The organism is Pseudomonas sp. BTN1, assembly GCF_001907715.1.
Classification (GTDB): domain Bacteria; phylum Pseudomonadota; class Gammaproteobacteria; order Pseudomonadales; family Pseudomonadaceae; genus Aquipseudomonas; species Aquipseudomonas paracarnis.
Genome location: NZ_MPBM01000003.1, coordinates 18,279 through 32,754, shown reverse-complemented (window position 1 = coordinate 32,754; position 14,476 = coordinate 18,279). Strand labels below are relative to the sequence as shown.

The window sequence follows — 14,476 nt, the reverse complement described above, 5'->3', positions numbered from 1 at the left end:
TTAAGGGACAGTATCTACACAACGCTGTAGGGCTCAACGGTAACCACGATGCGAAGCGAGCCGCTCTTGATCTTGATCTGCTTTTGATCTTGATCTCAGGCGCCCCGTTAAACCACGCTGGCCGGAATTCGACAGGGATTTGGGGGGTAAACCGGCAGGGATGCCGGTTTAGCCGCCCCGCGCCATGGATGGCGCGTGGCGGCGGCCCCCCAAATCACTGGCGGATTACGGGCACACCGAGCCTAGGCGAGGTGCCGAGTGGTGGGGCAAGAGCCCTTTTGGTTACTTTTGGGGCTCTTTTCCAAAAGTGACCCGCTGTAAAAGCGGAACCCTAAGTGGCCGTTACCGCAGGAATGGATATGTACTCGGTATAACTGCGTCGGCTGTCAGGCCGCCATCGCAGGCAAGCCACCTCCCACAATTTGATCGCGGGGCCTCAGGTAGATAGGTGTCGGCTAGCAGGCCGTCTTCGCAGGCAAGCCAGCTCCCACATTTGGATCGCGGTGCACCAGCTCGATCAGCGTCGGCTGCCAGGCCGTCACGGGAGCAAGCTCCCTCGCCACAGGTCCAGCTGTGTAGATGCCTATGCTGCAATGAGGCCCTGACAGACAACGAAGATCAAAGCCCCTCCAACTCTGCCATCAAATCACTCAACCGATCCACCTTCTCGGCACTGATCTCATTGCCCGCCCCCCCCTCGATATACTCGGCCAACTCCGCCACGGTGCTGCACTCGAACATCGCCCGCAACGGTACATCGCGCTGCAGTGTCTTCTGCACCCGCGAGGCAATCTGCGTGGCCAGCAGCGAGTGCCCGCCCAGTTCGAAGAAGTTGTCCTGCACCCCGACCCGCTCGACCTTCAGCACCTCGGCCCAGATACCCGCCAACGTAGTTTCCAGTTCAGTGCGCGGCGCCACATAGTCCTGATTGTGCAACTGGCCGATCTCCAGGGCCGGCAGGGCCTTGCGGTCGAGCTTGCCGTTGGCATTCAGGGGCAGGCGGTCAAGCCATAGCCAATGCAGTGGCACCATGTATTCCGGCAGTTCGGTACGCAGGCGTTGCTTGACGCGCTCCAGCTGTTCACTCGGTTCCAGCGTGGCATCGGCGGCCACTAGGTAGCCGACCAGATGTTTGCCACTGGCCCCCTCTTGCACACCCACCGCCGCGTCGCGCACGAGGGGTTGTTCATGCAGGCGCGCTTCGATTTCACCCAGTTCGATGCGGTAGCCGCGAATCTTCACCTGGTGGTCGATACGCCCGACATACTCCAGCACCCCATCGCTGCGACGCCGTGCCAGGTCGCCGGTACGGTAGAGGCGCTCACCAGGCGCGCCAAAGGGATTGGGTACAAACACCTGGGAGGTGCGCAGCGGATCGCTGACATAGCCACGACCGACACCGGTGCCGGCGACGCACAACTCGCCCACCGCCCCTTGAGGCACCAACTCTAAAGCGCCGTCCAGCAGGTACAAACGGTTGTTGTCGGTCGGCGTACCAATCGGCAGGTAAGTGCCACGGGTCGACGCCAGATCGACGCGGAAGAAGGCCACATCATCGGAGCATTCCGCCGGGCCGTAGGCATTCACCAGGCCAATTTGCGGGTAACGCAGCAGCCACTGATGGGCCAGCTCAGGTGGCATGGCCTCCCCGGTCGGCAACATCCAGCGCAGGCCGTCGAGGCGGATACGCTCCTGGGCCAACATGCCCTGGATCAGCGACGGCACACTCTCCAGCACGGTGATGCCCTGTGCTTGAACGTGGGCCAGCAACCCTTGCGGATCATGGGCGATGGTATTGGGCACAATGTCCACACGCGCGCCAAACAGCGGCGCGGCGAGGAACTGCCACACGGAAATATCGAAGCTTTGCGACGCGGTCTGGGCAATCACATCGGCGTCGCTCAAGTTCAGGTACGGCACCTTGCTCAACTGGTTGTTGAGCATGCCGCGCTGTTCGACCATCACGCCCTTGGGCAAGCCGGTGGAGCCTGAGGTGTAGATCACGTAGGCAAGGTTGTCCGGGCCACTGTAGACACCTGGGTTTTCACCACGGGCGGGAATTTCCTCCCACACCAGCAACTGGCAATCGACACCTTCGAGCAACTCGATGGCCTGTTCACGGCACGCCTCGGTGCACACCAGCAACGGCGTGCGGCTCAGGTCGATGATGCGGCTCAGGCGCTGGCCCGGCAGGCCCGGGTCCAGCGGCAGGTAGCCGGCGCCGGCCTTGAAGCTGCCGATGATCATGCCCAGCAAATCCAGCCCACGTTCAGCCAACAACGCCACCGGTTGGTCCAGGCCGACACCCGCCGCAATCAGCGCGTGGCCGAGGCCATTGCTGCGGCGATTCAGATCCTCGTAGCTCCATTGCTGGTCAAGACAACTGGCGGCGATACGCTGCGGATGCTGTGCGACCTGCGCCTCGAACAACTCGATATAGCTGCGCTCCAGCGGGTAGGCATGTGCGCTCTGGTTACAGCCTTCCACGAGAAACTCACGCTCCTGCTCGCCCATCAGCGCCAGCTCGTCCATGTCACCATGGAAGCCCTGCACCAGCGCCAGCAACAGGCGCTTGAATTCAGCGAGCATGCCTTGCACGGTGCTTTCGTCGAAATAACGCTGGTCGTAGGACAGGTGCAAACCGAGGTCATCGCCTGGATAGCACACCGCCGTCAGCGGGAAGTTGGTGTGGGTACGGCCAGAATCCGAGGTGGCGTTCAGGCTTTGCGCACGGTCCAGCACCGAGACTTCCACTGGCGCGTTCTCGAACACAAAAAGGCTGTCGAACAGCGGCTGGCCCTTGGGCAGTTCGCTATGCTCCTGGATCGTCACCAGCGGCAGGTATTCGTACTCGCGCAATTGCATATTGCTGTCGAGCAAGGCGCTCAACCACTGGCGCACGCTGCAGCGCTGGCCGTCCTCGGGCAGTTTTACCCGCAACGCGATGCTGTTGATAAACAGGCCGACGGTACGTTGCATCTCGGGCATGTCCACCGGGCGCCCGGCCACGGTGACGCCGAACAACACATCGCGATCACCACTCAAACGCCGCAGCACCAGGGCCCACGCCGCCTGGGCGAAGGTGTTGACGGTAAGCTGATGCGCCTGGGCCAGTTCGCGCAGTTGCGCACCGTCGCGGGCATCCAGGCGGGTGTAGCAGTCGCCCACCACCATGCCGCCGCTGCCACCAGCGTGTTCGCGCAGGAACGGGCGGTCGCTCGGGATCGGCGTGGCGCGCTCGAAGCCTTGCAAGTTTTGCTGCCACCACTGGCGCGCTTCGTTGAGGTCCTGGCGTTGCAGCCAGGCAATGTAGTCGCGGTAGCGCGGCGGCGCTGCCAGTTGCGCATCGCGGCCTTCGCCCAGGGCTGTGTAGATATCGAAGAAGTCATTCATCAGCAGCGAACGGCACCAGGCATCGATCAGGATGTGGTGGTTGCTCATCATGAACCAGTAGCGCGCCTCGGCCACGCGGATCAGGCGCAAGTGGAAAGGTGCTTGATTGAGCAGGTCAAAGCCGGCTTCGCGCTCGGCCTTGAGCAAGGCTTGCAGACGCGGCTCCTGCTCATCCTGCGGGTCGGTGCTCCAGTCCAGGTACTCAATCGGCGTGCTGCCGGGCTTGTGAATCACTTGCAGCATGTCTTCGCCGACGTTCCAGCAGAACGAGGCACGCAAGGCTTCGTGGCGGGCGATCACCGCTTGCCAGGCCTGGGCAAAACGCTCCGGGTCCAGGGCGCTGTTGATGCGATAGCGATCCTGCATGTAATACAGGCCGGTGCCGGGCTCCAGCAGCGTGTGCAGCAGCAAGCCCTCCTGCATCGGGGTCAGCGGGTAGACGTCTTCGATGGCGCTGGCCGGGACCGGCAAGGCGTCCAGTTGCACCTGGCTCAGGCGCGCCAGGGGGAAGTCGGACGGCGTGAGGCCGCCGGCATCGTCCTGCAGGCAATGGGCGATCAGGCTGTGCAATTCGGCCAGGTAAGCTTCGGCCAGATCGCCAATCACCTGCTGATCATGCCGCTCACGGCTGAAGGTCCAGCGTAGCACTAGCTCGCCGCCATACACCTGGCTGTCGATGCTCAGTTCGTTGGGCAACGGCGCATCCGGGTCATGGGCCTGACCGGCGGATTCCTCCAGCGGATGGAACAGCGCGTCAGTGCCAAAGCTCTGGTCGAACTGGCCCAGGTAGTTGAAGGTAATCTGCGCGCTCGGCAATGCGGCCATGCTCTGCTTGCACAGATCATCGGCCAGGTAATGCAGTACGCCATAACCCAAGCCTTTATGCGGCACGCCACGCAGTTGCTCCTTGATCGCCTTGATCGAGTCGCCTTGCTCGGCCTGCGGCGTCAGACGCAACGGGTAGGCACTGGTAAACCAGCCCACGCTGCGGGTCAGGTCGATGTCATCGAACAAGGTTTCGCGGCCATGGCCTTCCAGTTGGATCAGTGCCGAGGCCTGCCCGCTCCAGCGGCACAGTACGCGGGCCAGGGCGGTGAGCAACAGGTCGTTGACCTGGGTGCGATAGGCACTCGGCGCCTGTTGCAGCAACTGCCGGGTGCGCTCGGCATCCAGGCGCACGCTGACCGTGTCGGCATCGCAGTTTCGCAATGTTCCGTGTGGGCGATGCACCGGCAAGGTCACGGCGGGGCCAGCCAATAGGGCTTGCCACAGACTCAACTCTTCGCGCAGGGATTCACTGTGGGCATAGGCTTGCAAGCGCGCAGCCCAATCGCGCAGCGCGCTGGTCTTGGCCGGCAGGCTGACGGACTGGCCTTCACTGAGTTGGTGGTAAACGTTTTGCAGGTCTTCCAGCAGGACGCGCCACGACACGCCGTCCACCACCAGGTGATGGATGGCGATCAGCAAGCGTTGCTGGCCTTGCGGCCCGTCCACCAGCAAGGCGCGCAACAGCGGCCCCTGTGCCAGGTCGAGGCTGCGCTGAGTGTCGGTGAACAACGCCGTGCACGCCTGCATGTCGCGCACCTGCGCCTGCAGCAGCACGCCGCCTTCCGGCACGCCCAAGTATTCGGCATGCCATTGCGCATCGCGCGAGGTAAAGCTCAAGCGCAGCGCGTCGTGGTGTTCCAGCACCGCCAGCAACGCTTGCTCCAGGCGATGGGCATCGAGCAGTTGCAGTGGCTTGAGCACCAATGCCTGGTTCCAGTGCTCGCGCGCCGGGATGTCGGTGTCGAAGAACCAGTGCTGGATCGGCGTGAGGCCCGAGGGGCCGGTCAGCAATCCTTGCTCGGCGATGATGAGCTCCGAGCGAGTCGCCACGGCAGCCAGGCTCTGTACGGTCTGGTGCTGGAACAGGTCACGGGGGCTGAAATGAATCCCGGCCTGGCGCGCCCGGCTCACCACCTGGATCGACAGGATCGAGTCGCCGCCCAGTTCAAAGAAGTTATCGTCGAGGCCCACTTGCTCCACGTTCAGCACCGCGCACCAGATGGCGGCCAGGCTGTGTTCCAGCTCGCTGCGGGGCGCGACGTAGGCTTGGCGATTGGCCTCTGGGTCCGGCTCAGGCAAGGCGCGGCGGTCTAGCTTGCCGTTGGCGGTCAGCGGCATGCTCTGCAGCACGATCAGATGCGCGGGCACCATGTAGTCCGGCAGTTGCGCCTTGAGGTGCGCCTTCAACGCGTCGCGCAAGGCGGCGTGCTCGGCATCGCTGACCAGGTACGCCACCAGTTGCTTGCCACTCGGCGCCTCCAGTGCCAGTACCACCGCTTCGCGCACAGCGTCATGTTCGAGCAAGCGCGTTTCGATTTCGCCCAGTTCGATGCGAAAACCGCGGATCTTCACCTGATGGTCGATGCGCCCCAGGTACTCCACCAGGCCATCGGCGCGTTGGCGTACCAGGTCGCCGGTGCGGTACAGGCGCCCGCCCTTGCCAGCAAACGGGTCTGCGACAAAGCGCTCCGCCGTCATCCCCGGCCGCTGGTGGTAACCCTGGGCCAGGCCGGCGCCACCGATATACAGCTCACCGCTGGCGCCCTGGGGCACCAGCGCCAGGTCGGCGTCGAGAATGTAAGCCACGCGCTCGCCGACGATGCTACCGATCGGCACACTGCCAGCGCCCTCCTCCAACTGCTCGGGCGCTTGGCTGGCCAGGGGCATCACCACGGTTTCGGTGGGGCCGTAGGCGTTGAAGAACAGCTGGGGCGTAAACGCCGCACGGATGCGTTGCAGGTGTTCGCCGGTCAAGGCTTCGCCACCGGTGATGCACATACGCACCGGCAGTGTCTGTTGCTGGGTCGCCAGCCACTGCGCCAACTGGCTGCCGTAGCTGGGGGTGAAACCGAGCACATTGATGCGATGGGTACGGATCAGCGCGCAGATCTCTTCGGCATCCCACTGGCCCTGGGCGCGCAATACCACCCGCGCCCCGCACAGCAGCGGCACCAGCAAACGTTCGGTGGCAGCATCGAAGTTGATCGAGTAAAAGTGCAGCTCGCAGTCATCCGGGCGCATATCAAAGCGCTCGATCACCGCCTGGCAGTGCATGGCGATCTCACCGTGGGACACCACCACGCCTTTGGGCTTGCCCGTGGAACCCGAGGTGTAGATGAGGTACGCCTGGTGTTGCGCCAGGCTCACCAGCGGCAGCGCCTCGGCGGGGTAATTGGCCAGCACCGGCGAGTCATCCTCCAGGCACCAGCACGCCACCGTCGCCGGCAATTCACCCAGGGCTTCGAACAGGGCCGCATCACTGAGCAGCAGGCCGATGCCACTGTCTTCGATCATGTAATGCAAGCGATCCAGCGGGTATTCGGGGTCCAGCGGCACATAGGCACCGCCGGCCTTGAGGATCGCCAGCAAACCGATGACCATTTCCAGCGAACGCGGCAGCGCCAGGCCCACGCGCACCTGCGGGCCCACGCCACGCTCGCGCAGCATCCAAGCCAGGCGGTTGGCGCGCTCATCCAGTTGCGCATACGAGAGGGTCACACCGGCAAAGGTCAGCGCCGGGGCCTCCGGCCGCTGGCTGGCCTGCTGGCTGAACAGTTGATGGATGCACTGGTCGAGGCGATGCTCGCCCTTCTCCACCCCCAGGCTGTCTTGCAAGGCGCGTTGTTCATCTGCGCTCAGCAACGGCAATTCGCTCAGGCGCTGGCCAGGATCGGCGACCAACGCTTCAAGCAAGTTGCGCCAATGCTCGGCCATACGCGCAATACGCGGCTCGTCGAACAGGTCGGTGCTGTAGGTCAGGCAGCAACCCAGGCGATGGTCGAGGTCGGTGACTTCCAGGTTGAGGTCGAACTTGGTCGCCCGCGCATCGTTGGCCAGGTACTCCACGGTCATGCCAGCCAGTTGGCGGCTTTGCTGGAACTCCCAGCGCTGCACGTTGCACATCACCTGGAACAACGGGTTGTACGCCGCGCTGCGCGGCGGTTGCAGGGCTTCCACTAGATGGTCGAACGGCAGGTCCTGGTGGGACTGGCCCTCGATCACGGTATGGCGCACCTGCTCGAACAGCTCGCTGACCCGCATCTGCCCAGTGAGCTGGCAACGCAGCACCTGGGTATTGAGGAACGCGCCAATCAAGCCTTCGCTTTCCGGACGGATACGGTTGGCCACTGGCGCGCCGATGCGCAGGTCGGTCTGGCCGCTGTAGCGGTAGAGCAACACCGCCAGGGTCGCGGTCATGGTCATGAACAGCGTGAGGCCGTGCTGGGCGTTGAAGGCTCGCACGCGGGCGGCCAGCTCATCGCTCAAATCAAAGCGGTACAGCTCGCCCCGGTGGCTTTGCACGGGTGGCCGTGGACGGTCGCCGGGCAGTTCCAGCAATGGGTGTTCGTTGCCCAGTTGGGCGGTCCAGTAGTCCAGCTGACGCTGGCGCTCACCGGCTTCCATCCACTGGCGTTGCCATACGCTGTAGTCGAGGTACTGCACCGGCAACGCTGGCAGCGGTGAGTCGCGCTCGTCGATAAAGGCTTCATACAAGGCGCTGAGTTCACGGGCAAAGATGTCCATGGCCCAGCCTTCGGTGACGATATGGTGCAGGGTCAGCACCAGGTAATGTTCCTGCTCGCCGGCCTTGACCAGGCAGGCGCGCAACAGCGGCCCGGTTTCCAGGTTGAACGGCGTGTGCGCCTCGACATCGGCCAGTTGCTGCAAACGCTGCTGGCGCTGCGGCTCATTCAGCGCGGAGAAATCCTGCCAGTCCATGCGCACATTGGTTTGCGCCGAGACCTTTTGACAGGCCACACCATCGACACTTGGGAAAGTGGTGCGCAGGGTTTCGTGACGCATGATCAAGGCCTGCAAGGCGGCCTCGAAACGTCCCACATCCAGCACGCCGCGCAGGCGCGCCATGCCGCCGACGTTGTAGGCCGGGCTGTCCGGTTCCATCTGCCAGAGGAACCACATGCGCTGCTGGGAATAGGACAAGGGGACCGGCTGGCTGCGGTCGACTTTGGCGATGGCCGTCTGTTGGTTGCGCTGGCCCGCCGCCTGGATCAGCCCGACCTGCTCGGCAAAATCCCCCAGCTCGCTGGCTTCGAACAGGGTGCGCAGCGGCAGTTCGACGTCACAGGCCTGGCGGGTGCGGGAGATGATTTGCGTGGCCAGCAACGAGTGCCCGCCGAGTGCGAAAAAGTCATCGCGCAGGCCGATGCGTGGCAGGCCAAGCACCTCGCGCCAGATCGCGGCGATGTGCAGTTGCAAAGGTGTATGCGGTTCGACGTGTTCGCGGGTTTGCCATACCGGCTCTGGCAAGGCACGCCGGTCGAGCTTGCCGCTGGGGCTCAGGGGCATGGCGTCCAGGCGCATCAGCAGCGCGGGCACCATGTACTCCGGCAACTCGGCAGCCAGGGCGATTTTGACCGTTTGCTCATCCAGTTCGGCGTCGGCGGTGTAGTAGCCGATCAACTGGGCATCACGTACCAGCACCACGGCCTGGGCGATGCCTGCCTGGGCCAGCAGGCGCGCTTCTATTTCTTCCGGTTCCACCCGGAAACCCCGCAGCTTGACCTGCTGATCGAGGCGTCCGAGGTATTCGAGGACGCCATCGGCGTTCCAGCGCGCACGGTCACCGGTGCGATACAACCGAGTGCCCGCCGCGCCCAACGGGTCGGCGACAAAACGTTCGGCCGTCAGCCCGGCACGGCCCAGGTAACCCCGCGCCAGGCCGATACCGCCGATGCACAATTCGCCCGGCACACCGGCCGGTAGCGGGTTGAGTTGCTCGTCCAGTACGCGGCAGATCACATTGCCCAATGGCCGGCCAATCGGCGAGCGCTCGCCATCCGAGGCGGCGCACTGCCAGTGGGTGACGTTGATCGCGGTTTCGGTCGGGCCATAGCGGTTGTGCAATTGCACCGCGGGCAAGCGCGCCAGTACACGGTTACGCAACTCGGCGGGCAAGGCTTCGCCACCGGAGAACAGGCGACGCAGGCTGGTGCATTCGGCTGCCAGGGGTTCATCGATAAACAGCTGTAACAACGGTGGCACGAAGTGCAGCGTGGTCACCCCATGTTCCTGCACAAGCTGCGCGATGCGGTGCGGGTCGCGATGTTCGCCCGGACCGGCCAATACCAGGCGGCAGCCGGTAATCAGTGGCCAGAAGCATTCCCACACCGACACGTCGAAACTGATTGGCGCCTTTTGCATCAGCACATCGGTTTCGTTCAGTTGATAGGTGGCCTGCATCCACTGCAAACGCTCGGCCAGGGCGCCGTGGGTGTTGCCCACGCCTTTGGGTTGGCCGGTGGAACCGGAGGTGTAAATCACGTAGGCGAGGTTATCGCCGTGCAGGTGCAAGCCTGGCGCCTGGGTCGGCCAGCTGTCCAGATGCAGGCTGTCCATGGCAATCACGCACACGCCTTCGGCGCTGGGCAGTTGGGGGAGCAAGGCGGTCTGGGTGAGCAGCAGTTGCACGCCGCTGTCCTTGAGCATGTAGGCCAGGCGTTCAGCGGGGTAATCCGGGTCCAGCGGCACGTAGGCGCCACCGGCCTTGATGATGGCGAGCAGGCCGATCAGCAGTTGCGGCGAACGCTCGGCGGCGATAGCCACGCACACGTCCGGGCCGACGCCTTTGTCGCGCAGGTAATGGGCCAGGCGGTTGGCCTGGGTGTGCAATTGGGCGAATGTCAGGCTGCCGTCCTGCCAGACCAATGCGGTGGCGTCCGACGTCTGTTGGTTGAGCAGCTCGGGCAGCCAGCGCCGGGCCGGCGCGCAGGGGGCCTCGCTCCAGGGTTGCTGTTCGTCAGCCTGCATCAAAGGCAGATCGCCGATGGCGTGTTGTGGTTGCGCGCACACAGCGTGAAGTAGATGGATGAAGTGCTCGGCCAGACGCTGGATGGTCGCGCAATCGAACAGCTCGTCGGCGTAGTCGAACGACAGGCTCAAGCGCCCATTGCGGTCTTCTTCGCTGTGCAGTTGCAGGTCGAACTTGGCTTCGCGGCTGTGCCAGGGCAACTCATCGGCCAGCAGGCCCGGCAGGCGGCGCAAGGCACTGAGGTCACGTTGCTGGTGGTTGAACATGACCTGGAACAGGCCCTGTTCGCGGGCCTGGGGGAAGGCTTCCAACAGTTGTTCGAAGGGCAGGTCCTGATGGGCCTGGGCGGCCAATGTGGTCTCGCGGGTGGCGGCCAACAACTGATTGAACGGCAGGCGCCCGTCCAGCTCGGCGCGCAGCACCAGGGTGTTGATAAAGAAGCCGATCAGGCCCTGGGTTTCATGGCGTGCGCGGTTGGCATTGGGCACGCCGATACGGATATCGCGCTGGCCGCTGTAGCGATAGAGCAAGGTCTGGAACGTCGCCAGCAGCAGCATGAACGGCGTTGAGTCATGGGCCTGGGCGGTCTGGCGGATCGCCGCACTGAGGCGCGCATCCAGGCGCTGGCTATGGCGCGAGGCGCTGTGCCGATGCTGGGCGGCACGCGGGTGATCGGTGGCCAGGTTCAGGGCCGGATGCTCGTCACCCAACTGCGCTTTCCAGTACGTCAGCTGTCGCTGGCCCTCACCTTCGGCCAGCCATTGGCGCTGCCAGCTGCCGTAGTCGGCGTATTGCAAGGCCAGCGGCGGCAACTCCAGGGACTGGCCTTGGGCGGCAGCGGCGTACAGGCGCGAGAACTCGTCGATCAGGATATTCAGCGACCAACCGTCAGCAATGATGTGGTGCAGCGTCACCAGCAGTTGGTGCTCTTCATCGCCCAGGCGCACCAGGGTAACCCGCAGCAACGGGCCTGTTTCCAGATCGAACGGGCTGCGCGCCTGGTCTTCGCGAACCTGTTGCGCACGGGCTTCGCGCACGGCGTTTGGCAAGTCGCTGAGGTCGATGACCGGCAGTTCGAAATCCGCCGTAGCCTCGACACGCTGAAACGCCTGACCATCGCGCTCGTAGAAGCGCGTGCGCAGGGCTTCGTGACGCTGGATCAGTTGCTGGAAGCTGTGGCGCAGTGCGTCTTCATCCAGCTCGCCGCGCAGGTGCAAGGCGCCTGGAATGGTGTAGGCGCTGCTGTGAGGGTCCAATTGCCAGGTGATCCACAGGCGGTTCTGTGCCAGGGATTGGGGCAGGTCTTCTTGACGCGATAAGGCGTGCATTGCGCCTTGGGCCACGCCGCCGTCCTGTTGCAGTTGCGCCACAGCCGCAGCAAAGGCCGCGAGTGTCGGCGCTTCGAACAGCAGGCGCAGGTTCAGCTCCAGCCCCAGGCTTTCGCGCAGGCGGGCGACCACTTGGGTCGCGGTGATGGAGTTGCCCCCCAGCAGGAAAAAGTGATCGTCGCCCGCCACCTGGGCCAGTTGCAGTTGCTCGCACCAGATCGCCGCGATCCGCTGTTGCAGGTCCGATTCCAGCGCCACTTCGCTCGCCTGCCCCTGCTGCCCGGGGAACTGCGCGTAGCTGTCGAGGCTGCCATCGGCATGCCGAATCGCACAGGCGGCACGCTGCACTTTGCCGCTGGAGGTCTTCGGCAAAGCGCCTGGGTTGAGCAGCACCACCACGCTCGGGGCTTGCTGGCAGGCCTCGGCCACGGCTTGGCGGATCGCTTTGATCAGCGCTTCGGGCGGCAGGATTTTCTGCACGCTGCGGCTGATTTCCGCAGCGATGCCGATGCCTTCCAGGCCCTGGTCATTCACCGCAAACGCGGCGACCCGGCCCTTGCGCACCCCTTCCACTTCGCGCTCGATGGTCTGTTCGATGTCCTGGGGGTAGAGGTTATGGCCGCGCACGATCAGCAGGTCTTTCAGGCGCCCGGTGATGTACACCTCACCGTCGCGGATAAAGCCCAGGTCACCGGTGCGTAACCAGGTGCGGCCAGCATGCTGGACGAAGGTCTTGGCGCTGGCTTCGGGGTTGCGCCAGTAGCCGTGGACGACGCTCGGGCCGGTGGCCCAGAGTTCGCCGATGCACTGGTCGGGCAGCTCGGTGAGGGTGTGCGGGTCGGCGATCAGCACGGCGTGGTCCGGCTGGCTGGTGCCGCAACTCATGATCGCAGGGCCCTGCCCCGGTTCGGCACGGTTGGCGGCCAGCGCCTGTTCGTCCAGGCGCAGGGCGGGAATGCCACGGCCACGGGTACCGCCGGCGACAAACAGGGTGGCTTCGGCCAGGCCGTAGGAGGCGAAGAAATTATTCGGGGTGAAACCACAGGCCGCGAATTTTTCCGCGAAGCGTTCCAGGGTGTCGAGGCGGATCGGCTCGGAACCCGAATAGGCGACGCGCCAGCGACTCAAATCCAGGCGCTCCAGGGCCGACTCACTGACCCGTTCGCTGCACAGGCGGTAGGCGAAGTCCGGGCCACCGCTGATGGTACCGCCGTATTCGCTGATCGCCTCCAGCCAGCGCAAAGGTCGGCCAAGGAAGTAGGCCGGCGACATCAATACGCAGGGCACGCCGCTGAAGATCGGTTGCAGCAGGCCGCCGATCAGGCCCATGTCGTGGTACAGCGGCAACCAGCTGACGATCACGTCGTCGGGGTTGAGGTCGATGCCAAAACCACGGCGGATCAGCACTTCGTTGGCCACCAGATTGCCGTGGCTGACCTGCACGCCCTTGGGCAACGCGGTGGAGCCGGAGGTGTATCGCAGGAAGGCGATGTCGTCGGCCTTCAGGTCGGGCGCGACCCACTGGTCGGCCTGCTGCGCCTCCAGGGTGTCGACGCTCAATACCGTGGGCGCATTTTCAATCTGGGCCAGGCCCTCGCTGAGGCTGGCAATGGTCAACAGCAGGCGCGGCTCGGCATCGCTGATGATCGACAGCAGGCGCTCCTGGTGATGACGACGCGTGGATTCCGGCGGATACGCCGGCACCGCGATCACCCCGGCGTACAGGCAGCCAAAGAACGCCGCCACATAGTCCGGGCCACTGGGGAACAGCAACACCGCACGCTCGCCCAGGCCAACGTTGGCCTGCAGGGCAGCGGCGATGGTGCGGGCGCGTTGGTCGAGGTCGCGATAACTGAGCACCACACTGTGCTCGGCGCTCTCGGCGAGGAAGCGCAACGCCACCTGATCCGGTGTCTGCGCAGCACGCTGTTGAAGGGACTGGACCAGGGTGCGGGGGAGTTCGAAGGCGTCCATCATGGGGTTCCTGCCTGAAATCGGCTTACGGGAAATTCGGGAAGTCGGTGGAGGTCAGCCGGCGACGAGCTGCCGCGCCGCGCCAATGCGCCAGCGCGCCAAGTGCTCGTCGGCATAGCGACGCACGCACCGCAGCACGGCGCTTTCGTGCTGCACGAGGAAGAAGTGATGGCCGTCAAACATGTCCAGGGAAAACCCACTGGCAGCGTCGAGTTGCCAGTCGAGCAACTGGTCGGCACGCACGCTGTCCTGCTTGCCACCGAACACATGGATCGGCAGCGCCAGGGGCTGGCGCTCCCCATAGGTGAAACTGCCGCACAGCAGAAAATCGGCGCGCAGGATCGGCAACATCAGTTGCATCAGCTCGGGGTTGGCCAGGGCTTCTTCGGCGGTGCCTTGCAATTGCCGCAGGCGGGCAATCAGTTGGGCATCGGTCTTTTCGACGGCGTACTCACTCACATCACGACGCGCCGGGCCCGCCGTGCCGGACGCGAACAACGCCAGGGGCGCAGGCAGATTGCGCGCGTTCAAAGCGTGAGCCAATTCAAACGCCAACAGCCCGCCAAGGCTGTGGCCGAACAAGGCATAGGGACCATCCAGATCATGGCTGATTTCTTCAGCAAGCTGCGCGGCCAAGGCCTTGATATCGCGCTGCAATGGCTCGTCCATGCGCATGCCGCGTCCCGGCAATTCCAGCGGGCACACTTGCAGCCAGTCCGGCAGCACCCGGCGCCAGCGAGCGTAGACCGAGGCGCTGGCGCCTGAGTGGGGCAGGCAAAACAGGCGCAGCCGCAGGGACGTACTCATCCCGCGAGGACTCCGAACTGAAACACGCTGAATGCACGATAAAAACCCATCTGGTCCTCCTGCGGGTGCTGATCCTTGGCCGTTGTACTAACGAACCTGTCACCCATGAGAACGGACGGAGCCTTCAAATAATTAGTCGCCGGGGGGGAGCGAGACG

Annotated in this window: 2 protein-coding genes; both read right to left on the bottom strand. The window is 64.3% G+C overall.

The features are described 5' to 3' along the window. Window positions 1-618 precede the first annotated feature (618 nt). Window positions 619-13,515: a non-ribosomal peptide synthetase gene (locus tag BMH52_RS01545; RefSeq protein WP_073842740.1), complete on the bottom strand. Its 12,897-nt coding sequence runs from the start codon at window positions 13,513-13,515 to the stop codon at window positions 619-621. 51 nt (window positions 13,516-13,566) lie between these two features. Beyond that, a complete protein-coding gene (locus BMH52_RS01540) occupies window positions 13,567-14,319 on the bottom strand; it encodes a thioesterase II family protein (RefSeq protein ID WP_073842738.1) in 753 nt (250 codons plus the stop codon). Window positions 14,320-14,476: the final 157 nt, after the last annotated feature.